The organism is Microbacterium sp. SORGH_AS_0969 (assembly GCF_030818255.1).
GTDB lineage: Bacteria > Actinomycetota > Actinomycetes > Actinomycetales > Microbacteriaceae > Microbacterium.
On the sequence record NZ_JAUTAG010000001.1, the window covers coordinates 770,945 to 796,237 of the forward strand.

Sequence of the window (25,293 nt, forward strand, 5' to 3'; positions counted from 1 at the left end):
TGGCCGAGCAGCCCCGGCGAGCGTCGTTCAGCGCAGCGAGATCTCGGCGTTGTCGATGAAGCGGTGACCGCCGACGGTGGCGGCGATCAGCGCCAGCGCCCGACCGCAGTGTCCCTCCTCGACAGGGAGGAACGTCGCCGGGTCGACGACGGTGAGGTACTCCAGGGCGATGCGCTGCTCGCCCATCAGCGACGACTGCGCCGCCGCGATGCACGCGTCCACGCCCAGGTCGGCGTTCGACGCTGCCGCTTCGAGCGCACGAGGAAGCTTGGCCGCCGCGCGACGATCGGCATCCTCGAGAAGGGCGACACGGCTCGAGATCGGCAGGCCGTCTTCGGCGCGGACGGTGGGCACGACGACCGTCTCGATCGAGAAGTCGAGATCGCGGATCATCCGTTGAACGAGGAACACCCGCTGCAGGTCGCGCTCCCCGTAGACCGCCACGTCCGGACGCACGAGGTGGAAGAGCTTCGCCTCGACCGTGAGCACCCCGTCGAAATAGAACGGTCGCGATCGTCCCTCGTACCGGAACCCGAGGTCGCCGGCGGCGACGCGCGTGGTGGCCGTTCCCGCGGGCAGGAACTCGGCCGCCGTCGGCGCGAAGACGAGGTCGACGCCCAGGTCGGCGAGAAGGTCGGCATCCGCCTCCGGCGAGCGCGGATAGGCGGCCGTCTCCTCGGCGGTTCGGAACCGCAGCGGGTTGACGAAGGTCGACACGACCACCAGGTCCGCGTGCCGACGGGCCTCTCGGATCAGGTCGACGTGCCCCTCGTGCAGAGCGCCGAGCGTCGAGACGAGAGCGACGCGCGCGGCGCGTCCCGAGGGGTCGGCGCTGCGCACATCCGACAGGCGGGCGCGCAGATCGTCGAGGGTGCGGATCATCCGTCGATCGTAGCGTCCGGACCCAGCCCGTCCCCGCCGGCTCGAGTGCCCTCGGCGAGCGCCTGGTCGACGCTCGAGCGCACGAGAGCCGAGAGGTATCCGCCGGTGTTCTCCACCCCGACGCTCGACAGCAGCGCCGCGGACTGCTGCACGATCGAACGCGAGAACTCGGTCGCCGTCGCGATCGCCTCGGCATACGTCGGGCGGTCCGCTTCGGCGACGACGACGGGCTCGCAGCCGAGCTCGACGGCGAGGGCCTGCGCGATCGGCAGTACGGGGGCCGGAGCCGTCACGGCCGCGTACGCCTGGGCGAGCTGGTGCAGGTCGTGCGATGAGACCCCCGTGAAGGTGATCGCGGGGTGGATCGCGAGCGGGATGGCCCCGCACTTCACCGCAGGTCCGAGGACTCCGGTGCCGTACGCCGGGTCGGTGTGCAGCACGAGCTGCCCCGGTTGCCAGGCGCCGAGGTCGGCGAGGCCCGCGACGAGACCCTCGAGCTGGTCATGCGGCACGGCCACCACGACGAGCTCGCTGCGTCGCACGACCTCCTCCGGTGCCAGCACCGGTAGTCCCGGCAGGATCGCATCCACGCGGTCGTCGTCGGACCCCGACGTGATCCCCGTGAGGGCGTGCCCCGCCCCGGCCAGGGCCGCACCGATCACCGGACCGACGCGTCCTGCTCCGATGATCCCGACGCCCAGTCGCCCGTCACGCATATCGCTCATCCTGCCCACCTGTGAGTCCTGTCCTCCGCCGCGGCGGCCACGGTCGCGCGGGCGGTGTCCTCCATCAACGTCACGGCTGCGTCGCGGTCGAGCGCGCCCACCGAGGTCTGCACCGTCCCGGCGATCACGTGCGCCGCCAACCGCCCGGTGCGTGTCGCCCGCGCCAGGGGCCCCTGGTGCAGTCCGATCGACTGCAGTCGGGCCAGCGGGAACACCGACAGCGATCGCCAGATCCACCCGCGCCGGAGGAACAAGGCGTCAGACGTCAACAGCGCGCCGTTCCGTCGCCACGACAGCGGGCGGAGGAGGCGGGCACGGCGCGGGGTCGTGACGTAGGGGTCGTCCTCGGCGGGACCCAGCATGCCGTCCTGGATGACCCGAGACCAGCCGTCGACGGGAAGGGCGGGCGCAAGGATCCGCAGCACACGCTCGACGTCGTCCCTCGTGCCCACCGGCAGGACGGCAGCGAGTTGGTCTGTAGACGAATCGGTGGAGGAGCGACCCGACAGGCGGTTGATCGAGACCGACCACCATCCGAACGGCCGCCACAGCAGCGGTTGGCGCACCTCGATCGCGTGCACGCGTCCGGGGGGCACGACCTCGCTGATCGTCGTGAAGAGCCCGAATGTCACCCGCACGCCGTCCGCGGTGGGTGCGATCGAGTACCGCAGCCCGCGTGCGATGGACCGCACGTAGTACGCCCCATAGGCGAGGAAGGTGGGGACGACCGTGAACAACAGCCACACCGTCGAGATCGAGGCCGCGACGACGATCGCCGCGACGAGGCCGAGCAGCCAGAACATCGACCCGCTCAGCACCCGAGAGGCCACGAGCCGCCCGAGCGGGATCCGCACGATGCTCTCGGGCTCGGCATCCGAGAAGTCCTCTCCCTCGACGAGTCCATGGATGCCGGAACCCACGGCCGCAGCCGTCGCCCGCGCGAACGATCCCCCGGCGACGGCGTTCGGTCCGGTGCTCGGACCGGCGTCCGGCACGGCCTCTGCGAGGCGACGCCCCGAGGCGAGCCGCAGGATGTCGCTGCGCAGGGCGTCGGCGTCCCTCGCCGACAGGTACTCGAGCTTGACGTTGGCATCCAGCCCGGCGCCCACCACTTCGAGCTTCGCGAGCCCGAGGAGCCGCGCGACCATCGGGCGGGTGAGGTTCACGCCCTGCACCCGGTCGAGGGGCGCGCGTCGGTGGGTGCGGAAGAGGACGCCGGAGCGCACTTCCACGTCGTCGCCGATGCGCAGCGTGTGGAACCGCCACGACAGGCGGAAGGCGCCCAGGAGGATCAGCAGCACCACCACGACGACACCCGTGGCGATGAGCAGGAGGTTGTTCGCGAAGAGGAAGTCGACGGGGTCCGGCGGCATCACCCCCGGCGGAAGGTCGGTGAACATCGGAAGGAAGAGCTCGAACAGACGCTCGCGCAGGTTGGCGACGAGGACGCCGATCATCACGAGCAGGAAAAGCCCTCCGCGCAGGAGCGGGGTCAACGGGTGCAGGCGGTGCCACTCGCCGTCGCTCATCGGCGACCGGGTCGCGATCCGGCCGCCGCGGGGAGCCGGTTGCGGCGCGGGATCCGTCACAGGCCGGTCCGACGTGTCTCGGCGACGGCGATGAGCGTGTCGCGCAGCTGCTCGGCAGCGGCCTGGGTCAGTCCGGGAATGGTGACGCCGGTCGAGGCGGCAGCGGTGACGAGCTTGAGCTGCGCGATGCCGAAGCCTCGGTCGAGGGGTCCGTGAGTGATGTCGACGAGCTGCATCCGGCCGTAGGGCACCGCCACGACGCGCTGCCAGAGGATGCCCCGGCGGAAGACGAGGTCATCGCGCCGCAGTTGATAGCCGAACGATCGCGCCTGCCGCGGGGTGATGACGAGGCCGACGATCGTGATCACCGACAGGATCCCCGCGGGGATCCACGGCCAGGGCACGTGCAGGAAGAACTGCAGCGCGAACGCGGCCGCGAGGACGACCACGAGGAACGCGCCCTGCGAGATGAGCTGCACCCGCACGTACGCGCGAGCCAACTGGTGCCACGTGCCGTCGCCGAGCGGAAGACGCCCGACGCCGCGCGGCTCGAGGATGCGCGGGAAGGTCCCCTCGTCGAGAACGCGAGACGCGCTCACCCCGTCCGCATCGCGAGCGACGGCACCCGGTCCGGTGCCGAGCCCTTCGGGGCGCTCGACCGCTTCCCGCGCAACCGCCCCAGGCTCAGCCCGTTCCCGCAGAACCGCCTCACGCTCAGCCACCTCCTGCGCAGCGTCTTCGCGCTCAGCCCCATCCGGCTGAGCCGCGTCCCGCTCGACCGCTTCCCGCGCAGCCGCTTCCCCCTCAGCGGGGAGCGGCGTCCGCTCCGGGAAGTCCGGGCTGTTCGTCATCGTCGTCCTTCCGGATGGTGCAGAGCTGCTCGGCCACGAGACCCGCGACGACGAGGACGACTCCGCACACGACCGTCGCGATGATCGATCCCATCGAGCCTACCGACGGAGTCACCGGGCGGGTGAGGAGGAACGCCAACAGACCCCCTCCGAAGCCCGTCGCCGCCGCACCCACGAGAGACGAGGCCTTCGCCAGCATGGCGACGCGCAACGCGCGGAACGGGTCGATCCGTCGTGAGACGCGACCCCGGGTCGCGCGGGCGATCGGCACCGCCAGAGCGACGATCACCGCCCCCAGGAGGACGAGGATCGTGGGCAGGCTCGCGGCGGGAGAGAACGTCGGTCGCCCCATCGCGGCGAGGACGGTGTCGAGGATGAACCCGCACACCGCGCCGATCACCGCGGCGATGACGAGGATGCCTGCGCCGGTGCGCTTCATCGTGCTCCTCCCCGGAGGCCGTCCAACAGATCCCGAACGCGCCCGCGCCCCGGGATCACGGCATTCGGATCCACCTCCACCCACGGCTCGAGCACGAACGCGCGCTCGTGGGCACGCGGGTGCGGCACGGTGAGGTCGTCGTCGTCGATGCGTTCGTCGGCGTAGGCGATGAGGTCGAGATCGAGGGTCCGGTCTCCCCAGCGCTCACGACGGACGCGTCCGTGCTCGGCCTCGATGCGGTGCAGCTCGCGCAGTAGCGGGCGCGGCGCGAGCCGGGTGGTCACGAGGGCGACCGCGTTGAGGTAACGGGGCGCGTCCTCGTCCTCTCCCTGCAACGTGACCGCCACCGTCTCGAGCGGTGCCGACACGCGCACAGCGGTCGTGAGCGGCAGCGCACGCAGCGCCGCGATGGCCGCGTGCAGGGTCTCGGCACGGTCACCGAGATTCGCACCGAGGGCGACGACCGCTTCCACGGGGGCGTCTCTCGGGGCGTCACCGATGCCGTGTGCCAAGCGCACGCTCATTCGCGACCGCGCCGAATGGTCACGGCGACATCACCGAACGGCACGGTGATGGGGGCGGCCGGCTTGTGCACCGTGACCGTCACCTCCTCCACGCGCGGGTCGACGAGGACGTCGTCGGCGATGCGCTGCGCGAGTGTCTCGAGCAGGTCGGCGGGCTCGCCCTCGACGATCTCGACGATGCGTTCCGCGAGCTCCCCGTAGTGCACGGTGTCGCGCACGTCGTCGGTCGCCGCCGCGATGTGCAGAGGCAGACGCAACCGCACGTCCACGACGAACTCCTGCCCGTCGCGCTTCTCGTCGGCGTACACCCCGTGATAACCGAAGGCGCGCACCCCCGTGAGGGTGATCTCGTCGACGGCATCCATCAGGCCTCCCAGGCGCGGGCGACGGCGAGCGCGTCGCGAGTGGTCGGAACATCGTGCACGCGGACGGCCCACGCCCCGGAGCGCGCGGCGAGGGCACTCGTGACAGCCGTGGCGAGGTCGCGGCGGGCGAGATCGGCGTCGTCGCCGAGCACCTCGGCGAGGAACCGCTTGCGGCTCGTCCCGATCAGCACGCGCGAACCGAGCGCGGCGATCGTGGGGATCGCGCGCAGCACGTCCCAGTTCTGGATGCCACGTTTGCCGAAGCCGATGCCCGGGTCGACGACGATGCGATCCGGCGCGATTCCCGCGGCGCGGGCCGCCGCCACGCGTTCGGCCAGCTCGTCGGCCACCTCCCGTCCGACGTCGACGTAGTCGGCCCGGGCGTACATGTCGGTGGAGGGGCCACGCCAGTGACCGAGCGCGATCTCGGCGTCGGTCTCGGCGACGGCGTCGAGCATGTCGGGGTCGGCGAGGCCGCCCGACACGTCGTTCACGATCCGCGCGCCGGCCTCGACCGCCGCCCGAGCGGTCGAGGCGTTCATCGTGTCGATGCTCACGACGGCACCCTCGGATGCCAGCGCCTCGACGACCGGCAGCACGCGCTGCTGCTCGACGCGCGGGGCGACCCGCTCTGCGCCGGGCCGCGTCGACTCGCCGCCGATGTCGAGGAGGTCCGCCCCCTGCGCGCGCAGGGAACGCGCGTGCGCGATCGCCACGTCGGGATCGAGATAACGGCCGCCGTCGCTGAACGAGTCGGGGGTGACGTTCACGATCGCCATGATGAGGGTCACGCGCGCGTTCCGATCAGGGCGACGAGCTCGGCGCGGGCGACGGGGTCGGTGTACATGCCGCGCGCGGCGATCGTGACGGTCGAGGCGTCCAGCTGCCGTCCGCCGCGCATGGTGACGCACTCGTGAACGGCGTCGAGCACGACGAGCACCCCACGCGCATCGAGGGCGGATGCCACGGTGTCGGCCACCTGCTCGCCGAGGCGTTCCTGCACCTGCGGACGCGACGACAGGATGTCGATGACCCGGGGCAGGGCGCCGAGCCCCACGACTTCTTCACCCGGAAGGTAGGCGACGTGCGCGCGCCCGCGGAACGGCAGGAGGTGGTGCTCGCACATCGAGCGAAACGAGATGTCCCGCAGCATCACGGCACCGGACGGGAGGGTGTCCGGCGCCGGCCCGCGTGTCACCGAAATGGTGTGCGCGAGGGGTGCACCGGCATCCTGATCCACTCCGCCGAAGAACTCGCTCCACGACTCGGCGACGCGGGTCGGCGTCTGCCGGAGCCCGGGGCGGTCGGGGTCTTCTCCGATCGCCTCGAGCAACTCGCGTACGAGCGCGGCGACGCGCTCCCGGTCGACGGCCACGGCGCCTTAGGCCGTGGCCGGTCGCGTCTGTCCGCTCGGGCGGCGCTGCGCCTGCGTCGCGGTCTGCGACTCCGACTCCACCGAGGCGGCGACCCCGGCGGGGGCGGGGCGACGAGGGACGTCGACGGGCGGCAGGGTCGAGACCGGGCGGTCGCCGGACGACAGCCACTGCGGACGCGGCGGAAGACGCTTGACGTCTTTGAAGATCTCGGCGAGCTCGATGTGGTCGAGCGTCTCTTTCTCGAGCAGTTCGAGAGCGAGGCGGTCGAGCACGTCGCGGTTGTCGTTGATCACCTGGTAGGCCTCGTTGTGCGCCTGCTCGATCAGCGCGCGCACCTGGGCGTCGACGCGCTCGGCGATGCGCTCCGAGAAGTCGCGGCCGTGACCCATGTCGCGGCCCATGAAGACCTCGCCCGACGACGAGCCGAGCTTGACCGGGCCGACCTCGTTGGTCATGCCGTACTCGGTGACCATCTTGCGGGCGATGCTCGTCGCCTTCTCGATATCGTTCGACGCGCCGGTGGTGGGGTCGTGGAAGACGATCTCCTCCGCGACGCGGCCGCCCATGGCGTAGGTCAGCTGGTCCTGCAGCTCGTTGCGGGTGACGGAGTACTTGTCGTCGAGCGGCAGCACCATCGTGTACCCCAGCGCCTTGCCACGCGGCAGGATCGTGACCTTCGTGACGGGGTCGGTGTGGTTCATCGCCGCGGCGGCGAGTGCGTGACCGCCCTCGTGATAGGCCGTGATGAGCTTCTCTTTGTCTTTCATCACGCGGGTGCGGCGCTGCGGGCCGGCGATGACGCGGTCGATCGCCTCGTCGAGCGCGCGGTTGTCGATGAGCTGCGCGTTCGAGCGCGCGGTCAGCAGAGCCGCCTCGTTCAGCACGTTCGCCAGATCGGCGCCGGTGAAGCCGGGGGTCTTGCGGGCGACGACCTCGAGGTCGACGGAGTCGGAGAGGGGCTTGCCGCGACCGTGCACCTCGAGGATGCGCTGGCGGCCCTTCAGATCGGGGGCGTCGACGCCGATCTGACGGTCGAAGCGGCCGGGGCGCAGCAGGGCCGGGTCGAGGATGTCGGGACGGTTGGTCGCCGCGATGACGATGACGTTGACCTTCGGGTCGAAGCCGTCCATCTCGACGAGCATCTGGTTCAGCGTCTGCTCGCGCTCGTCGTGACCGCCTCCCATACCGGCGCCGCGGTGACGACCGACAGCGTCGATCTCGTCGATGAAGATGATCGCCGGCGAGCTCTCTTTGGCCTGGTTGAACAGGTCGCGCACGCGGCTCGCGCCGACGCCGACGAACATCTCGACGAAGTCGGAACCCGAGATCGAGTAGAACGGCACGCCGGCCTCGCCGGCGACGGCGCGGGCCAGGAGGGTCTTACCGGTTCCGGGAGGGCCGTACAGCAGCACGCCCTTCGGGATGCGGGCACCGACCTCTTCGAACTTCTTCGGATCCTTGAGGAACTCCTTGATCTCGTCGAGCTCTTCGATCGCCTCGTCGGATCCGGCGACGTCCTGGAAGGTGACGGTCGGCGTCTCTTTCGTGACGAGCTTCGCGCGCGACTTGCCGAACTGCATGACCTTGCTGCCGCCGCCCTGGGCGCTCGAGAGCAGCCACCAGAAGAGCAGGCCGAGCAGCACGAGGGGGATCATCAGGCCGAGGATGCTGTCGAACCAGCTGGGCTTGGGGACGATGTCGTTGAAGCCGTCAGCCGGCGCGGCGCTGTCGATCGCGCTCGCCACCTCGTTCGCACGGGCCTGGCTGTAGTAGAACTGCACGTCGTTCGCACCCTCGAACGGCTGCGACAGCGTGAGGTCGACGCGCTGGTCGGGGTCGTTGGTCACCACCTGGGTGACCGTCCCGCCCTTGAGCAGGTCGAGACCCTCTTTGGTGGAGATCTGTCGAGCGCCGCTCAGGTTCGAGATGAGCGAGAAACCGATGACCAGAAGCAGGCCGACCAGCAGAACGTAGATGATCGGGTTGCGCGTGATCTTCTTGAAATCCATGGTGGGCGAGCCCAGCCCTTTCGTGATCCGCTCCAGATAAAAGCGGTGGGATCAGGGTAACGCTCAGCGGCTATGCCGAGTCTGTGCGTTCGTCGTGGGCGTATCCGGACCTGGGATGCCACGCCCGGGCGCGCGGCATCCGGGTCGCCGTCAGGAGTAGACGTGCGGCGCGAGCACGGCGACGTCGCGCAGGTCGATACGGTGGGTGTTCAGTCAGCATCGGGGCAGAGGAGGGACGATCTTGATCCACTCGCGAGAGCAGCTGCTGCACCTTGTCCCGGAGTTCACCGCGCTTCCTGCGGAGACCGAGTGGCTGGAATTCAAGGTCGACAACGTCGAGCCCGACATGGTCGCCGAGCGGATCTCAGCGCTCTCCAACTCCGCTCGCATCAACGGGCGAGACTTCGGCTACCTCATCTGGGGCGTCGAAGATTCAAGCCACAAGATCGTTGGGACGCGATTCGATCCAGCTACCGCCAAGAAGGGCAATGAGCCGATCGAGGCGTGGCTCGCGCGCATGATCAACCCCCAGGTGCACTTCGAGTTCGAGGTCGTCGAACTTCGTTCGACTCGCCTCGTGGTCCTCACTATCGAGCCAGCGTCATTCGAACCCGTGAAGTTTGGATCCACCGCCTTCGTGAGGGTCGGATCAACGACGCGTGAGTTGTCCCGGTTTCCGGACCGAGAGCGTCGGCTGTGGCGAGCATTCGACCAGAGGGGCTGGGAAGGCGGAACGGCTAGAGAACGCCTCTCCGATGAGACCGTGCTCACGCTTCTCGACTACCCCAGCTACTTTCAGATGCTCGGATCGCCTCCAATGCTCAACAAGGCAGGTGTGCTTGATGCCCTCGCTGCCGACGGGCTGATCTCTTCGATGCCCGGCGCGGGTTGGCGCATCTCAAACCTGGGCGGGATCCTTTTGGCGCGCCGCCTGAGCGACTTTCCCTCCCTCGTTCGCAAGGCGCTCAGGGTCATCCGATACCGCGGGACAGACCGCTTCCATGCCGTGAAGGAACAGGTAGGGGGCAAGGGCTATGCGGCGGGGTTCGAGGGTCTGGTCGAGTACGTCAACGGGCTACTCCCGGTCCACGAGGAGATCGGAATGGCTCTTCGCACCTCGAACTCGCCGTATCCACCCATCGCAATCCGAGAGCTCATCGCCAATGCTCTGATACACCAGGACTTCAGTATCTCTGGGGCAGGACCGATCGTGGAGGTCTTCGATGACCGCGTCGAGATCTCGAACCCTGGTGCGCCAATCGTCGACCCCGCCCGACTCATCGACACCGCGCCCCGATCTCGAAACGAGGCGCTCGCCAGCATCCTTCGGCGGATGGGTGTTTGCGAAGAACGCGGAAGCGGCTGGGACCGAGTCGCTGATCAAGTGGAACGTCACCACCTGCCCGCTCCAGAAGTGTCGATCACGTCCGACACGACTCGCGTCACGCTGCTCTCCCCTCGAACGCTCACGGAGATGACGGCTGGCGAGAGAGCGCAGGCGGTTTACCTTCACGCCTGCCTGAATCAGGTCGCTCGGCGTCACACCACCAACAGTTCGGTGAGAGAGCGATTCGGTATCGAGGAGCGGAACAAGGCCACCGCATCCCGACTGCTCAAGGACGCAGTAGCGAGAGAACTGATCGCCCCTTATGACGCAACAGCCTCACCACGGCAGATGAGGTATGTGCCGTTCTGGGCGGCCCGGGAGGCGTCAACTCCAAGTTGACGGCAAGTTGATGGCCCCGGCGCTCACCGGCACCATCTTCTCGGTACTTCAGCGTATTTCCGCGGATCTCACCGCTCCGTATCAGTTGACGCGCAGTTGATGGGGGCGAGCCCTCCGCCTTCCCTTAGGCGCAGATCGTCAGGAGTACACGTGCGGCGCGAGCACCGCCACGTCGCGGAGGTTGCGGTACTTCTCGGCGTAGTCGAGCCCGTATCCGATGACGAAGTCGTTGGGGATGTCGAAACCCACGTACCGGCAGTCGACCTCGACCTTCATGGCATCCGGCTTGCGAAGCAGGGCGAGCACCTCGACCGACTCCGCTCCGCGCGAGGCGAAGTTCTCGAGCAACCAGCTCAGGGTGAGGCCGGAGTCGATGATGTCCTCGACGATCAGCACGTGCTTGCCGGTGATGTCGGTGTCGAGGTCTTTGCGGATCTGCACGACACCGCTCGAGCGCGTGCTCGCGCCGTACGACGACACGGCCATCCAGTCCATCGTGATGTGCATGGGCAGGTGCCGAGCGAAGTCGGCCATGACCATGACGGCCCCCTTGAGCACGCCCACGAGCACGACGTCTTTGCCGGAATAGTCGGCGACGACCTGCTGCGCCAGTTCGGCGAGCTTCTCGTGGATCTGCTCCTCGGTGAGGAGGACTTCGCTGATGTCGTCGGAGATGTCGGCCGCGCGCATTCGGAAAGTCTACGTCGGTCGATTCAGGATGCCGCCCGCGCGACGACCTCGATCCGCCCGCCGACGCGGCGCGCGAGGCAGCCGGGCAGATCGATCGGGCCCTGCCCGCGCCAGTCGGTGGCGAGGCGCGCGACCTCGAGGGTCTGGGTGCGCGTCAAAGACACCCCGAACTCGCTCTCGACCACGTACCGCACGATCCGGTTGCGCAGCGCCGCGGGGTTCGCCGCCAGCGCCGCGACCGAGACTGAGATGCCCGCCTCGGCGTGCTCGACGATGTCTTCGATCGTCTCGTCGATCATGTCCTGGAAGGCTGCCGCGTCCTCGCGCAACTGCTCGGCGGTGCGCGCCAGCGCCTCCGCGACGCCGGGACCGAGCTCGGCCTCGAGCACCGGCAGAACGCGCTCGCGCACCCTGACCCGCGTGTACGCGGGATCGGTGTTGTGCGGATCGGTCCACGGGTCGAGCCCCTCCGCGGCGCAGGCCGCCACGGTCGTCACCCGCCGCACGGCGAGGAGGGGGCGAACCCACGCGGGGCCGGTGGCATCCTGTCGCTCGGGCGCCATGCCCGCCAGGCTCGTGGCCCCCGCCCCGCGCGCGAGGCCGAGGAGCACCGACTCGGCCTGGTCGTCGAGGGTGTGGCCGAGGAGCACCGCGCTGGCGCCCGACTCCGCCGCTGCGCGCGAGAGACCCGCGTAGCGCGCGGTCCGCGCGGCCGCCTCGGGGCCATCGGCCGAGCCGACCTCGACAGCGACGACCCGGGCCTCGAGCCCGAGAGCGCGCGCCTTCTGCGCGGCGGCCGCGGCCACGGCATCCGATCCGTCCTGAAGTCCGTGATCGATGACGACCGCCTCGGCCCGGATGCCGGCGCGCGGCGCCTCGAAGGCCGTCGCGGCAGCGAGGGCCAGCGAGTCCGGTCCGCCCGAGAGAGCGACGACGACGGACCCGTCGATCCGGGCGAGGGCGGTGCGCACGGCGCGACGCACCTCGGCGACGGACGGGTCGAGTCCGGGGCGGTGATCCATGCCTCCACGCTAGCGGCGCCCCGACTCCGGCCACGGGCGGCTCCCGACTAGGCTGGGCGCGGAAATCCACAGATCTAAGGAGCACGAGTATGGGCGCTTACGACGCCGTCATCGAGATTCCCCGCGGCAGCCGCGTGAAGTACGAAGTCGACCACGGCACCGGCCGCGTCTACCTCGACCGCATCCTCTACACGGTGTTCGGCTACCCGGCCAACTACGGCTTCTTCGAGAACACGCTCGGCGAAGACGGCGACCCGCTCGACGTGCTCGTGCTGCTCGACCGCGAGCTGCACCCCGGCATCCTCGCGAAGGTGCGCCCCGTCGGCGTGCTCAAGATGAGCGACGAGGCCGGCGGCGACGACAAGGTCGTGGCCGTGCTCGCCAAGGACCCGCGCTGGGACCACATCCAGGACGTCGGAGACATCGACGAGTGGACCAAGAAGGAGATCACGCACTTCTTCGAGCACTACAAGGACCTGGAGCCCAACAAGTGGGTCAAGGTCGACGAGTGGGCGGATGCCGCCGAGGCCGAGCGCCTGGTGAGCGAGGCGTTCACGCGCTTCGACGAGCACGACGCGCAGACCAAGACGCAGGGTTCGGGCGAGGCTCCCAACACGCTCTGAATCACGCTCTCACGCGAAGAACCCCCCGGTCTCGGACCGGGGGGTTCTCTCGTTCAGACGTCGATTCCGCGCCAACGCAGCCAGGGCGCCGGGTCGGTGGTCCCACCCCACGGCGGGTAGACCTCGAAGTGGAGGTGGCAGCCGAACGAGTTACCCGTCTGCCCGGCGGCCGCGATCTGCTGTCCCGACGAGACCCACTGGCCGTACGAGACGTAGATGCCGCCGTCGACGATGTGGGCGTAGCCGGTGCCGGAACCGTCGGGGTGCTCGATGCGGATGTAGTTGCCGTAACCGCCGTTGTAGCCGGCGTAGGTGACGCGGCCATCGAACGCGGCGTAGATCGGCGACCAGCACCCGGCGCCGAAGTCGAGACCGAGGTGCCAGGAGCTCGCGCAGTAGCTGCCGTTGCACTGGCTCGAGCGCGGGCCGTAGCCCGAGGTCGTGCCGGCCCACGACGGGCGAGACCAACCGCCCGGGCCGCCGTCGTTGCCGCCGCCACCTCCGCCACCGCCGCTGTCGCCACCGCCGCCGCCGTTGTTGTTATTGGCGTTGTCGCGCGCTTCCTGTTCGCGACGCTCGCGCTCGGCGCGGTCGCGCGCCTCCGCCTCTTCGCGGGCCTTGCGCTCACGCTCTTCGCGGGCCTTGCGCTCCGCCTCGACGCCCGCCTGGTAGTCGGCGACGGTCTTCGCGGTCGTGTCCTGGAGGGCGGCCAGCTGCGCCTCGAGCGTCGCCTGGTTGGCCTGCTGCGCGGCGAGGGCGTCCTGCGCGGCCGCGGCGGCCTGCTGGGCGGCCACCATCTTCTCTTCGGCGATCTTCTGCAGACGGTCGCGCTCGGCACGCGCGTCGTTGGCCTGGTTGCTCAGGTTCTTCGCGTTGTCGCGCGCCGTCACAGCCGCGGCGTACACCGCGCGGTTGCGGTCGACGAGCTTGTCCATCGTGCCGAGCTTGGCGAGCAGGTCGTCCGCCGTCGCGGCCGAACCGGAGAAGAACAGGTCGAGGGAGGTGTCGTCGCCGCCGGCGCGGTAGAGCTGCGCGGCGACCTTGCCGGCCTTGGTCGCGGCATCCGTCGCCTTCTGCGCCTCGGCGTCGGCCTGCGACTGGATCTGCTGAGCCCGGTAGTCGGCGTCGAAGTAGGCCTGCTGCGCGGTGTAGTACTCGTCGGAGCGGGCGACCACCTCGGCCTGCGTGCGCGCAACTTCGGACTGCAGCTGCTGGATGAGGCCCTGGATCCGGGTGATCTCGGCGGCCTTGGCAGCCTCGTTCGCGCGGGCCGCTTCGACGTCGTCCCACGAGGGGTAGTCGGCGGCGTAGGCGGGCGATCCGAACGACGGGACAGTGGCGCCGAAGGCCCCGACCGCGACCGCCCCGAGGGCACCGAGCTTCAGCGCGCTCCGTCGATCGAGCGACGGCCACAGGCGGCGCCTCTCGTTCGCAGAGGGCGCGCAACCGCAGTCGTCTTGATCTTCGGGGCGCTCGAGCGTCACGGGAATACCTTCTCTCACCGGTTCGCAACTCGGAACACAGTAGCAACACGAGTCACAGGAGCAACAGAGCGAGTTCCCGCCGTTGCGCCTCATTGTCGGCCCCGTCGGGCCCTCTGACACGGACGCCACGCCCTCGATTGGCAATCTCGCGAATCATGAAGTAGGCTCGGTCGTCGGCAAGCGAGAGCGAAACCGCAAGGTTTCTCCCTCATCCGGCCCCATCGTTTAGCGGCCTAGGACGCCGCCCTTTCACGGCGGTAGCACGGGTTCGAATCCCGTTGGGGTCACTTTCCGAATGAACAACTAAATACGCATGGCCCTGTAGCGCAGTTGGTTAGCGTGCCGCCCTGTCACGGCGGAGGTCGCGGGTTCAAGTCCCGTCAGGGTCGCTCTGAGCGACGGGCCCTTTTCGGAGGGCCTTTCGTTTCGGTCGCGGCATCCATGGTGCCGCGAGGCTCTGTAGCTCAGTTGGTAGAGCGCACGACTGAAAATCGTGAGGTCACGGGATCGACGCCCGTCGGAGCCACTGGGACCCTCGTGTGGCTTCTACGCACGGGGGTTCTTCTGTTTCCGGATGCCGAAAGCCTGGCATCCGTTTCCTGTCGGGCCGTTCGACACCGTCTGGTCGCCGCAACGTTGCGACTGATCCCGAGAACGGGCCGTGCGACGGCCACAGCCGCCGCACGGGTCCAGCCCTTCGGCGACGGGCACTCTCGTGAAGCCGCCGCCCCGCCGGGTGATCGCGCTCGACTGCCGGGTGAATACCGCCCGCGGAGCGCCGTGAACGATCGCGGCCGCGCCTACGGTCATGCATACATGTCACGCGCGCGAAAGGCAGATGAGCATGAGCATGAGCAGGTACGTCACCGCCATTGCGAGCGCCGCCATTCTGGCCTGCCTCTTGACAGCCTGCGCAACCGCGACAGCGGCAGCGCCGGCCGATGACGGGGAGAGACTCGCCCCCTCCTTCGCGGCTCTCGCTCAGCAATACCTCAACGAAGGCGCCATGTCGGACTGGGACCGCGCCGTGGTCGAGAAGGCCGCCCGGACGGGACGCATCAGCCAAGCGGACTACGACGAGGGGGCTGACAACTTCGAAGCCTGCATGATCGCAGGCGGCGAACGGTGGGTTCGAACCCGTCATCTCAACGGCGTGGTCGAGTTCCAGCCGCCGCACGAATCTTCTTCCTCCGACGCCGAGAGCGAGAATCAGCTACGCGTCCAGGGGCAGTGCTACTCATCCGGATACCTCGTCACCCAGGAGCTTTTCGCGATTCAGCAGGTCAACCCCGACCTCCTGTCGAACTTCTCGCTCGTCGCCCTCAAGTGCTTGAAGAGTGCGGGCGTGGTCGACGAGGATTTCCCGCTCGACGAGTACGAGAGCGCGATGGGGCCGCACCTCATCCCGGTGGAGTACCCCTTCGATGTCATGGACCCGCGCTCGCAGACGTGCCTGTGGTCCACGGGCAGTGCGGTCTCGGTCAACGGGGGATAACAAGCGCGCGAGCAATGGGCTCACCGTGCTTGACGCGATGCTGGCGTTCGCGGCATTCGCCGACGTTGGTGCGGCGGTGCCGCGCACCTGCTCGAGGTGCGGCTGGACTACCTGTTCTCCTTCACGGTCGCGACGACCGGTCGGGTCCTTCCGGGACAGGATGCCACTTCGCACGCGCGCGGACGGTGAGCCTCGGCGGTACCCGACCTCGCTGCTCACGGTTCTCGTCGGTCGACGACCGAAGGGGCTCCCGAGTTTCTCTTGCCGCTCGACGACCAGCCGTCGTTCGAGCGGTACCTCGCGTCGATATGGGACGTACTGCCGCTCCAGAGGTTTGACCTCGCCCTCCGCCGCGTGGACAGTGGGCCGAGAGGCTGCTCCTCCGCAGAGTTCACCTCTCGACGACGTCCTTACGAGGGACTCCGTAGCGCCTCATCCAACGGAAGCACCCGCGAGCCGGTGCAGGCATTCGATCTCTTCGAGCAGAGCCGGGCGCGAGGAAGCGAGCAAGGAACACGACAACCGCCTCGAATACACACCTTTCCCACGCGCTGATAGCGTCAGGACGGCGCGTCGCATGGGTGCGAGGCGCCGGGGGGAATCATGGGGACTATCAGCCCACGTCTGCGACTGGCTGTCGCGGCATCCGTTGCGATCGCGGCGCTCACCTTGCACCCAGGCGCGGCCGCGGTCGCTTCAACCGCGAAGCCTTCCACGACAGCCACTCCGGAATCGTCGGCCACACCAAGCGCATCAGCCGTCGCGCCAGCCCTGACGACCGCAGTAGACACCACGGGGCCCTCACTCATCGGTGGCACGGTCGACAAAACGACACTGAGCCCCAGCACCGGCAACGCGACCTTCACCGCCACCGTCAAGGCCAGCGACCCCTCCGGCGTCAAGACCCCCACCATCTCCGCCGACAGCACCACCACCGACCAAAGCGAAGGCTTCGGCTCAATGGACCTCGTCGCCGGCACCGCCACCAACGGCACCTGGAAACGCACCATCACCCTCCCCGCCACCGCCGCACCCGGCACCTGGGAGATCACCCTCTTCCCCCTCAACGACACCCTCGGCAACAGCAGCGGCAGCTTCCGCACCATCGGAACCGTCACCGTCACCACCAAAACCCCCACAGACACCGCCGGCCCCACATTCATCAGTGGCACGGTCGACAAAACGACACTGAGCCCCAGCACCGGCAACGCGAGCTTCACCGTCACCGTCAAGGCCAGCGACCCCTCCGGCGTCAAGACCCCCACCATCTCCGCCGACAGCACCACCACCGACCAAAGCGAAGGCTTCGGCTCAATGGACCTCGTCGCCGGCACCGCCACCAACGGCACCTGGAAACGCACCATCACCCTCCCCGCCACCGCCGCACCCGGCACCTGGGAGATCACCCTCTTCCCCCTCAACGACACCCTCGGCAACAGCAGCGGCAGCTTCCGCACCATCGGAACCGTCACCGTCACCACCAAAACCCCCACGGTGCCCCCTGGCTCAGTCAACATCTTTGGAACTGCTCGGGTGGGCTCCTCGCTGAGCGCGACGACCGCGAATTGGCCCGTAGGCACGACGTTCACCTACGTCTGGTTGGCCGATGGCGCAGCCATCCGAGGCGCGACGAAGAAGAGCTTCACCCCCTCCGCGGCGGAGCTCGGCAAGAAACTGTCGGTGAAGGTCACCGGATCACTGCCAGGCCACAAATCCGCATCCAAGACCGCTTCCGCTACGGCAGCCGTCGCCCCCGGAATGCTTGTCACTGCGATACCCACCATCGTGGGAACCGCGAAGGTAGGACGCTCGCTCTCTGTAAGTGCCGGGAGCTGGTCGCAGGGCACAACCTTCTCGTACCAGTGGTTCGCCGGCTCGTCCCCCATCAAGGGCGCGACGAAGTCGACTTTCGTTCCAACTGCAGCGCAGCTTGGGCAGCGTTTGAGCGCCAAGATCACGGGCAACCTAGACGGCTACACAACGACCGCAAAGACGTCGGCGCAGACGAGCCCGGTAGTGAAATAGCGCGCAAACCCGCTCGGCAAACCGCCACGCGTCGAGACGCGCTACACTTTGTTGACTTTTAGCAAACACCTGGCGCCCGACCGAGCCTCCCCGAGCCGTCCGCCAGGCCTTCTCTCGAAGAGGCCCCGATGTCAGACATCACTCGCACCCGGCGTGCGCATACCGCGTCGACCGACACGGTCATGACCCACCGCATGATCATGTTCGTGATCTTCGGCCTCATGGCCGGCATGTTCCTATCCGCCCTCGACCAGACGGTCGTCGGCACCTCGATCCGCACGATCGGCGACGACCTCCAGGGTCTGAGCCTGCAGGCGTGGGTCACCACGGCATACCTGATCGTGTCGACCATCTCGACGCCCATCTACGGCAAGCTCTCCGACATCTTCGGGCGCCGGCCGCTGTTCCTCATCGCCATCCTCATCTTCATCATCGGGTCCGTGCTCGCGAGCTTCTCGACCTCGATGATCGAGCTCGCCGCGTTCCGCGCGATCCAGGGCCTGGGCGCCGGTGGCCTCATGTCGATGCCCCTCGCGATCATGGGCGACATCCTCGCGCCGCGCGAGCGCGCGAAGTACCAGGGGTACTTCCTCGCCGTCTTCGGCATCTCGAGCGTCATCGGCCCCCTCGTCGGCGGTATCTTCGCCGGCGCGAGCGAGATCCTCTTCATCACCGGCTGGCGCTGGGTGTTCCTCATCAACGTGCCGATCGGCATCGTCGCTCTCGCGATCGTGTGGCGCTTCCTCCACATCCCGAAGCAGCCGCGGCACTCGGTGCGCATCGACTGGTGGGGTGCCACGACCGTCATCGTCGCACTCGTCCCCCTCCTCCTCGTCGCCGAGCAGGGTCGCGAATGGGGCTGGGGCTCGCCGATCGCCCTCGCCTGCTACATCGTCGGGGCTCTCGGCATCCTGGCCTTCGTCATCGCCGAGACCTACATGAAGGACGACGCGCTCATTCCGCTGAAGCTCTTCCGCTCGTCGACCTTCTCGATGGCCACGGTCATCGGCGTGCTCGTCGGCTTCGGCATGTTCGGCGCGATGCTCACGCTGCCGCTCTACCTGCAGCTCGTGCTCGGCTCCACGCCGACGCAGAGCGGTTTCGAGATGCTGCCGATGATCCTCGGCCTCATGATCGCGTCGATCGTGAGCGGCCAGCTCATCGCCCGCACCGGCCGCTACCGCATGTTCCCCATCCTCGGCACGCTGCTGATGTCGGTCGGCTTCTTCCTGCTGACGTTCCTGAAGTACGACACCCCGTACTGGCAGGTCGCGCTGTCGATGCTCGTCATCGGCCTGGGCCTCGGCCAGCTCATGCAGACGCTGACGATCGCGAGCCAGAACTCCGTGGGCCTGCGCGACATGGGTGTGGCGACCAGCGGGTCGACGTTCTTCCGTCAGATCGGCGGCACGCTCGGCACGGCCGTGCTGCTGTCGCTGCTGTTCACGCTCATGCCGTCGAACATCATCGGCTCGTTCAGCGACCGCACGACGCTGACCGACGCGCTCGACGCCGCGTTCGATCCCACTGTTTCGTCAGCCCCGGCCAACGCGCAGATCATGAACGCGATCTACACCCCGATCGTCACGAAGACCTCGGATGCCGTCACGCAGCAGGTTCAGCAGGGCGTGCAGCAGGCGACGGATGCCGCGACCCAGGCGGTCGCGCAGCAGGTCGCCGCGGGCCAGATCCCGGCGGCGGCGCAGGCGCAGGCGACCCAGGTCGCCGTGTCTCAGGCCATCGCCGCCGCGACGACGAAGATCCAGGAGCAGGTGCCCGCCGCGCGGGTCGCCGCCGACGGAACGGTCTCGCTCGACTTCTCGGATGCCGGGCAGCGCGCCGCGTTCGTCGACACCATCGCCACGAACCTCGAGGACCAGTTCTCGGCGGGCGACGAGAACACCTCGATCGGCGACTCCACCCTCGATGACACGTCGTTCCTCGTCGGGGCGGACGCGCGTCTCAGCAAGCCGTTCCTGGTCGGGTTCAACTCCTCGGCCGTCACGGTCTACTGGGTGGCGATGTCGGTCGTGCTGCTCGCCTTCGTGCTGTCGCTGTTCTTCCGCACGCCGCCGCTGCGCTCGAAGTCGGCGCTGCAGGAGGCCGCGGACGAACGCCGCGGTCGCGACGACGAAGAGAAGCGCGCCGAGGAATCGGCCGCGCAGGCCGGCGCCCTGATCGCGCCGTAAGCGCAGCGCACACACCGAAGGGCGAGGCCATCGTTGAGATGCCTCGCCCTTCGGTGTTCTCGCGCGGTTACGCGCGCTCGCGCGCCCGAAGGTCCTTCCGCAGGATCTTGCCCGAAGCCGACTTCGGGATCGCCTCGATGAACTCGACGCGGCGCACCTTCTTGTGCGGCGCGACCTCGGCGGCCACGAACGCCATCACCTCGTCGGCCGTGAGCCCCGAGTCCGGCGCGGCGACGACGAAGGCCTTGGGAATCTCCTGCTTGTCGTCATCGTCCACGCCGATGACGGCGGCATCCATGATCCTCGGATGCGACAGCAGCAGAGCCTCGAGCTCGGCCGGGGCGATCTGGTACCCCTTGTACTTGATCAGCTCCTTGAGCCGATCGACGATCGAGAAGTACCCGCTGACGTGGTGCACGCCGATGTCGCCCGTGTGGAGGAAGCCGTCGGCGTCCAGGGTCTCCGCCGTCGCGTCGGGGCGGTTCAGGTAGCCGAGCATGACGTTCGGGCCGCGCACCCAGATCTCCCCCGGCGCGGTGAGACCGTCATCGCCGTGGGCCTCGATCTCGACACCCGTCTCGGGGTCGATGAGCTTGGCATCGGTGTTCGGCAGAAGCACGCCCACGGAGCTGGCCGGCATGTCGACGCGATCCTCGGGGACGGCGTGCGACACGGGGCTGAGCTCGCTCATGCCGTATCCCTGCAGGATGCGGGCGCTCATCCGCCGGGCCGCGGCCTCGGCGGTCTCGCCGTCGAGAGGGGCAGCCCCCGAGAAGACGGTGCGCACGGACGAGGTGTCGAACTCGTCGACCAGCGGGTGCTTGGCGAGGGCGACCGCGATCGGCGGGGCGATGAAGAGGAACGTGCAGCGGTACTCCTGGATGTTCCGGAGGAACTCGACGAGATCGAACCGCGGCATCGTCACGAGGCTCGCCCGCTGACGCAACGCCAGATCGAGCAGGACCGTCATGCCGTAGATGTGGAAGAACGGCAGGACCGCGAGCACGCGGTCATCGCGGTGGAGCTCGATCACGACCCGACACTGGTGGACGTTCGCGACGAGATTGCGATGGGTCAGCATGACGCCCTTCGGGTTCCCCGTCGTGCCCGACGAGTACGGCAGCACCGCCACGTGCGTCGCCGGATCGAAGCGGACCTCCGGCGGCGTGCGCCCCTCCGCGAGCAGGCTCCGAAGGTCGGGATGCCCCTCGGCTCCGTCCAGGACGATCACACGCTCGTCGGGGATCCCCGCCGCCCGCGCCGCCTCGGCCGCCGGCCCGAGCAGCGGCGACACCGTCACGAGCCAGGTGGCCGCGGCATCCTGGATCTGGTTCTCGATCTCGTGCGCCGTGTAGAGGGAGTTGATTGTCGTGACGATCGCGCCCAGGCGCAGGATGCCGTGGAACACCGTCGCGAAGGCGGGAACGTTCGGGCAGAGCAGAGCCACGACGGTCTCGGTGTCGACACCGCGCGCGGCGAGCGCTCCCGCGAAGGCGTCGACCTGGGCGCGGAGCGATCGGTACGTGGTCTCGGCTCCGGTCGCCGGGTCGATCAGGGCGACACGGTCCAGGTCGGCCTCGACGAGCGAGCCGAACAGGTCGTCGTAGATGCTGTCGTCGGGGATGTCGACGGGCGGGTACGGGCTCTGGAACACGGGCTTCTCCTTCGAAACCGGGCGGCGTGCGCCCATCCTGGCACCGACGAGACGCGGTGTCACGGATGCCGACACCGAGAATCGATCTGCTACGTGAGCAGTCGAATCGCCACTCCGCCCACGGCGCCGATGATCACCACCGCCCACGCGGGCACGCGGAATCGCGTGAGCAGCACGAATCCGAGCAGTGCCAGCAGGAACGGCGCGGGTCCGGTCACCGCGGTCGTGAACACCGGCGTGTAGAGAGCCGCGCCCAGGATGCCGACGACCGCGGCATTCGCCCCGCGCATCGCCGAGCGGACGAGCGGCCTCTCGCGCACGGCGTCCCAGAACGGCAGCACGCCCACCAGCACGAGGAAGCCCGGGAGGAAGATCGCGGCCAGGGCGATCGCAGCACCCGCGATCCCGCCGGGGCCGACAGTGCTCACTGCGCCGAGGAACGCGGCGAACGTGAACAGCGGGCCGGGCACGGCCTGCGCAGCCCCGTAACCGGCGAGGAATGTCTCGGGCGAGACCCACCCCGTCTGCACGACCTCCGCCTGCAGCAGCGGGAGCACGACGTGACCGCCACCGAAGACGAGGGCGCCCGAGCGGAAGAAGGCGTCGGCGAGGGCGAGGGCGCCCGAACCGCTGACGGCGGCGAGCGCCGGGAGACCGAGAAGTCCCACACCCGCGAGCACGAGGCATCCGATCGCCACCGCCCGGGGGACTCCGAAGGAGGGCAGCGGTGCGGATGCTGCTTCGGTCACGCCGCGCAGGAGCACCAGGCCGGCGACGACTCCGACGCCGAGGGCCCCGAGCTGGCCGATGGCTCCCGGCGCGAGCAGGGCCAGAGCCGCCGCCACGACGGCGATGCCCGCGCGGGTCGCGTCGGGGGTGAGAGTTCGCGCCATCCCCCACACGGCCTGCGCGACGATCGCGACGGCGATGATCGTGAGGCCCTCGAGCACCCTCGGCGCCGATCGGTCCGCCGAAGAGCGCGGCCCCTCCGGCGAAGGCGACGAGCAGCACCGCCGAGGGAAGGGTGAACGCGAAGAAGGCCGCGACCGCACCGAGGAACCCGGCGCGCTGCAGCCCCATCGCGAAGCCGACCTGGCTCGATGCCGGCCCCGGGAGGAACTGGCACAGCGCGACGAGATCCGCGTAGGCGCGATCGTCCATCCACTTTCGGCGGACGACGAGATCGTCGCGGAAGTACCCGAGGTGCGCGACGGGGCCACCGAACGAGGTCAGACCGAGGCGGAGGAACGCCCGGAACACCTCCCACGGGCTCCCGGTTCTGTGCATCGGTCCGTCCTATCGGCCCCGAGAGAACAGCAGGTGAACCGTCAGCAGGTGAACGTCAGCGGAGCGGCTCGGCCAGCAAGGCATCGACGAGACGCAGCGTGGCGGTCGTCCGCTCCTGGTCCGCACGGATGTCGGCGCCGCCGATCGCGTCGCGCAGGCGCTCGACCTCTCGCCGACCATGACGTTCTCGTGCGCCTCGACGCGGATGATCTCGGCGTCTCCCCCGCGCGGCGTGAACTCGAGGACGCGTGGGGCGTCGATCGTGTCGATCCGCAGCGAGGCGTCCTCGCCCTGGATCTCGCTCGACAGGGAGGTGTCGGTGATCTTCGACCAGGCGATGTCGGCGACGAATCCGTCGTAGGCAGCCAGGGCGCTCCCGAGCCCGTCGGTCCCCGAGGCGATGCCGATCCGGACGCCCTGCACCGCCCGCGGAACGCCGAAGAGCTGGACGAGCGCGTGCAGGGGGTACACACCGAGGTCGCGCAGCGCGCTGCCGCCGAGGGCCGGGTCGAAGATGTTCGTCTGCTCGCCGGCGAGCACGTGGTCGTAGCGCGCCGAGCGCTTCTCGTAGCGCAGCGAGACCCGGCGCACCGTCCCGAGCTTCGGCAGCACATCGGCAACGGCCGCGAGGCCCGGGTCGTACGCGGTCCGCATCGCCTCCAGCAACACGACGCCGCGCGTGGCCGCGCGCCCGACCAGCTCTTCCCACTGCGGCGCGGTCAGCGTCGCCGGCTTCTCGACGAGGGCCGGGATGCCGGCATCCAGAACCGTCTGCGCCTGCGCGACGTGCGCGGAGTTCGGGCTCGCGAGGTACACCGCGTCGATGTCACCGGCATCGAGAAGAGCCCGGAGCCCGAGGGCGATGCCCGGGGCGCCGATCTTGTCGGCGAAGGCGCGTGCGCGCTCCTCATCGCGCGAGGCGACGCGACCCACCTCGACCCCGTCGACGACGTCGACGGCCTCGGCGAAGCGTTCGGAGATGCTGCTGGTGCCGACGATGCCGATGCGGATCATTCCTCCATCATCGCGGCTCACCCCGACCGATTCGGCAGGACCGTCCGGGGAGTGCGCAAAACGTCCCGCTAGGATCGCGATGATCGCACCAGACCCGAGGGATCATGACCACGACACGCGCCCAGCATCGCCGCCGCACCACGCGTCGGACGCGCCCTTCGCCGAACCCTCGTCGCCACGACGGCGATCGTGCTGATCGCGGGCGGAGTGACCGCCTTCGCCCTGACACGCGGAGCATCGACTCCCACCGCGGACGGCACGACCGCACCCTCGGTCGAAGACACCCCGACCCCGACGCCGACACCCAAGACGGCATCGGAGCAGCTCCTGGCGACGACGACCGACCCGAAAGCGTGCGCGGTGTCCTTCGCGGGCGACGGGATCGCTCTCGCCCCGCAGTTGCAGACACAGGACACGCTGTACGCGGCTCTGCCCCTCCCCCAGGCCGACGGTCGCGTGTTCGCCGGCTGGTACGAGACCGCCGCGGACGCCGCCGCCATGACGCTTCCCGCCCGGGTGAACGGGTCCGATGTCGTCACGTGCACCGCGCAAGAGAAGACGTTGCACGCCGGCTGGACGACGCCCGACGCGAACGCGGCCGAGGATGCCAGCATCCCGATCTTGATGTACCACCAGTTCACGACGAAGCCCGAGGGCGAAGACAACTGGCTGCGCCTCAACTACGCCTACATCGGCGACTTCGACGCGCAAATGGCCTACATCCAGGAGGGCGGCTTCTACCTGCCCACCTGGGATGAGCTCAGCGCCTTCATCGACGGCAAGGTGTTCCTCCCCAAGCACTCGGTCATCATCACCGACGATGACGCCGACAGCACGTGGCTCGAACTCGCCGCCCCCATCGTCGACAAGCGCCACCTGCTCACGACATCGTTCGTCATCACCTCGGCCCGCACCGAGCCGACCCCGAACCGCTTCGTGCTCCAGCGCTCCCACACGCACGACATGCACCGCGCGGGCGAGAACGGCAAGGGGCGGATGGTGAACGACGACGCCGACACGATCGCCGCCGACCTCGAGCAGTCCGCGACGATCCTCGGGGCGAAAGAGGTCGTCGCGTACCCGTTCGGTCACTACAACGACACGACGAAGGAAGGGGTGCGCAAAGCCGGCTTCGAACTGGGGCGCACCATCGAGAACGGGTACGTGCGCATCGGCACCGACAAGCTCGCTCTTCCGGTCATCCGGATGAACTACGGGATGACCGTCGACGACCTGAAGGATGCCATCGGCTGATCGGCGGGGCGCACCCTATCGGGGAGGAGTGGGGTTGAACATCTGCTACCTCCCAGGTAACTGATCCACAATACCAAGTTGAGCACGCGTCGGCCGGTCTACGCTGTGTCTTCCTGGCTTCCCTTCTGAA

At 68.8% G+C, this 25,293-nt stretch carries 22 protein-coding genes, 3 tRNA genes and 1 pseudogene; 9 read left to right on the forward strand and 17 right to left on the reverse strand.

Translation table 11 applies throughout. The features are described from left to right. Positions 1-27 precede the first annotated feature (27 nt). The 10 genes from panC to ftsH form a co-directional block, all read right to left on the reverse strand. Positions 28-882, reverse strand: a complete 855-nt coding sequence (panC, locus tag QE388_RS03540) for a pantoate--beta-alanine ligase (RefSeq protein ID WP_307382971.1) — start codon at positions 880-882, stop codon at positions 28-30. Beyond that, entirely contained in the window at positions 879-1,607 is a 729-nt protein-coding gene (locus tag QE388_RS03545; RefSeq protein ID WP_307382973.1) for a DUF2520 domain-containing protein, read from the reverse strand. The genes panC and QE388_RS03545 overlap by 4 nt, the downstream gene beginning before the upstream one ends. After that, positions 1,604-3,136, reverse strand: a complete 1,533-nt coding sequence (locus QE388_RS03550; protein WP_307382975.1) for a PH domain-containing protein — start codon at positions 3,134-3,136, stop codon at positions 1,604-1,606. The genes QE388_RS03545 and QE388_RS03550 overlap by 4 nt, the downstream gene beginning before the upstream one ends. Positions 3,137-3,192: 56 nt before the next feature. Continuing rightward, a complete protein-coding gene (locus QE388_RS03555; RefSeq protein ID WP_373426634.1) occupies positions 3,193-3,693 on the reverse strand; it encodes a PH domain-containing protein in 501 nt (166 codons plus the stop codon). Between the two features lie 247 nt (positions 3,694-3,940). Further along, on the reverse strand, positions 3,941-4,426 hold the full coding sequence (locus QE388_RS03560) for a DUF3180 family protein (protein WP_307382977.1): 486 nt from the start codon (positions 4,424-4,426) through the stop codon (positions 3,941-3,943). After that, the gene (gene folK / locus QE388_RS03565; RefSeq protein WP_307382980.1) at positions 4,423-4,950 is read right to left on the reverse strand and encodes a 2-amino-4-hydroxy-6-hydroxymethyldihydropteridine diphosphokinase; all 528 of its coding nucleotides are present in this window, start codon (positions 4,948-4,950) and stop codon (positions 4,423-4,425) included. Before folK ends, QE388_RS03560 begins: the two co-directional genes overlap by 4 nt. Next, positions 4,947-5,315: a dihydroneopterin aldolase gene (folB, locus tag QE388_RS03570; RefSeq protein WP_275801526.1), complete on the reverse strand. Its 369-nt coding sequence runs from the start codon at positions 5,313-5,315 to the stop codon at positions 4,947-4,949. The genes folK and folB overlap by 4 nt, the downstream gene beginning before the upstream one ends. Further along, a complete protein-coding gene (gene folP / locus QE388_RS03575) occupies positions 5,315-6,106 on the reverse strand; it encodes a dihydropteroate synthase (RefSeq protein WP_307382982.1) in 792 nt (263 codons plus the stop codon). Before folP ends, folB begins: the two co-directional genes overlap by 1 nt. Beyond that, positions 6,103-6,690, reverse strand: coding sequence for a GTP cyclohydrolase I (gene folE / locus QE388_RS03580; RefSeq protein WP_307382983.1), 588 nt, complete (start codon positions 6,688-6,690; stop codon positions 6,103-6,105). Before folE ends, folP begins: the two co-directional genes overlap by 4 nt. Positions 6,691-6,696: 6 nt before the next feature. Then, on the reverse strand, positions 6,697-8,700 hold the full coding sequence (gene ftsH, locus QE388_RS03585) for an ATP-dependent zinc metalloprotease FtsH (protein WP_275801529.1): 2,004 nt from the start codon (positions 8,698-8,700) through the stop codon (positions 6,697-6,699). 241 nt (positions 8,701-8,941) lie between these two features. Between ftsH and QE388_RS03590 the strand changes: the two genes are divergently transcribed. Continuing rightward, positions 8,942-10,426, forward strand: a complete 1,485-nt coding sequence (locus QE388_RS03590) for an ATP-binding protein (protein WP_307382985.1) — start codon at positions 8,942-8,944, stop codon at positions 10,424-10,426. A 138-nt stretch (positions 10,427-10,564) separates the two neighbouring features. On the opposite strand, the gene hpt is transcribed toward QE388_RS03590, so the two are convergent. Both hpt and tilS read right to left on the reverse strand, forming a co-directional pair. Then, the gene (gene hpt / locus QE388_RS03595) at positions 10,565-11,116 is read right to left on the reverse strand and encodes a hypoxanthine phosphoribosyltransferase (RefSeq protein ID WP_058595761.1); all 552 of its coding nucleotides are present in this window, start codon (positions 11,114-11,116) and stop codon (positions 10,565-10,567) included. A gap of 23 nt (positions 11,117-11,139) precedes the next feature. Further along, positions 11,140-12,138: a tRNA lysidine(34) synthetase TilS gene (gene tilS / locus QE388_RS03600; protein WP_307382987.1), complete on the reverse strand. Its 999-nt coding sequence runs from the start codon at positions 12,136-12,138 to the stop codon at positions 11,140-11,142. 89 nt (positions 12,139-12,227) lie between these two features. On the opposite strand from tilS, the gene QE388_RS03605 reads away from it, so the two are divergent. Next, positions 12,228-12,761 (forward strand): inorganic diphosphatase, encoded by a 534-nt coding sequence (locus QE388_RS03605; protein WP_275801531.1) that lies wholly within the window; start codon positions 12,228-12,230, stop codon positions 12,759-12,761. 53 nt (positions 12,762-12,814) lie between these two features. On the opposite strand, the gene QE388_RS03610 is transcribed toward QE388_RS03605, so the two are convergent. Further along, positions 12,815-14,245, reverse strand: a complete 1,431-nt coding sequence (locus QE388_RS03610) for a M23 family metallopeptidase (RefSeq protein ID WP_307382989.1) — start codon at positions 14,243-14,245, stop codon at positions 12,815-12,817. Between the two features lie 214 nt (positions 14,246-14,459). Here QE388_RS03610 and QE388_RS03615 point away from each other — a divergent pair. The 6 genes from QE388_RS03615 to QE388_RS03640 all read left to right on the forward strand — a co-directional run bounded on the left by QE388_RS03615 (position 14,460) and on the right by QE388_RS03640 (position 19,954). Next, positions 14,460-14,532: transfer RNA gene (locus QE388_RS03615), tRNA-Glu, on the forward strand. 28 nt (positions 14,533-14,560) lie between these two features. Continuing rightward, positions 14,561-14,634: transfer RNA gene (locus QE388_RS03620), tRNA-Asp, on the forward strand. 64 nt (positions 14,635-14,698) lie between these two features. After that, positions 14,699-14,771 (forward strand) — tRNA-Phe (locus QE388_RS03625). Positions 14,772-15,089: 318 nt separating this feature from the next. Further along, positions 15,090-15,740 (forward strand): hypothetical protein, encoded by a 651-nt coding sequence (locus tag QE388_RS03630; protein ID WP_307382990.1) that lies wholly within the window; start codon positions 15,090-15,092, stop codon positions 15,738-15,740. A gap of 603 nt (positions 15,741-16,343) precedes the next feature. After that, the gene (locus tag QE388_RS03635) at positions 16,344-17,765 is read left to right on the forward strand and encodes a hypothetical protein (protein WP_307382993.1); all 1,422 of its coding nucleotides are present in this window, start codon (positions 16,344-16,346) and stop codon (positions 17,763-17,765) included. Between the two features lie 128 nt (positions 17,766-17,893). After that, positions 17,894-19,954 carry an MDR family MFS transporter gene (locus tag QE388_RS03640; RefSeq protein WP_307382995.1) on the forward strand — a complete coding sequence of 687 codons (2,061 nt, stop codon included), beginning with the start codon at positions 17,894-17,896 and terminating at the stop codon, positions 19,952-19,954. A 67-nt stretch (positions 19,955-20,021) separates the two neighbouring features. On the opposite strand, the gene QE388_RS03645 is transcribed toward QE388_RS03640, so the two are convergent. The 4 genes and pseudogenes from QE388_RS03645 to QE388_RS03660 form a co-directional block, all read right to left on the reverse strand. Further along, positions 20,022-21,608, reverse strand: coding sequence for an AMP-binding protein (locus QE388_RS03645; protein WP_307387046.1), 1,587 nt, complete (start codon positions 21,606-21,608; stop codon positions 20,022-20,024). A gap of 89 nt (positions 21,609-21,697) precedes the next feature. After that, on the reverse strand, positions 21,698-22,558 hold the full coding sequence (gene chrA, locus QE388_RS03650; RefSeq protein WP_307387048.1) for a chromate efflux transporter: 861 nt from the start codon (positions 22,556-22,558) through the stop codon (positions 21,698-21,700). Positions 22,559-22,658: 100 nt separating this feature from the next. Then, a pseudogene (locus QE388_RS03655) lies at positions 22,659-22,895 on the reverse strand (chromate transporter); the annotation flags it as partial. A gap of 9 nt (positions 22,896-22,904) precedes the next feature. After that, complete coding sequence (locus tag QE388_RS03660) at positions 22,905-23,909, reverse strand: Gfo/Idh/MocA family protein (protein WP_307382997.1); 1,005 nt, start codon at positions 23,907-23,909, stop codon at positions 22,905-22,907. A gap of 189 nt (positions 23,910-24,098) precedes the next feature. Between QE388_RS03660 and QE388_RS03665 the strand changes: the two genes are divergently transcribed. Next, positions 24,099-25,163 carry a polysaccharide deacetylase family protein gene (locus QE388_RS03665; protein ID WP_307383000.1) on the forward strand — a complete coding sequence of 355 codons (1,065 nt, stop codon included), beginning with the start codon at positions 24,099-24,101 and terminating at the stop codon, positions 25,161-25,163. Positions 25,164-25,293 lie beyond the last annotated feature (130 nt).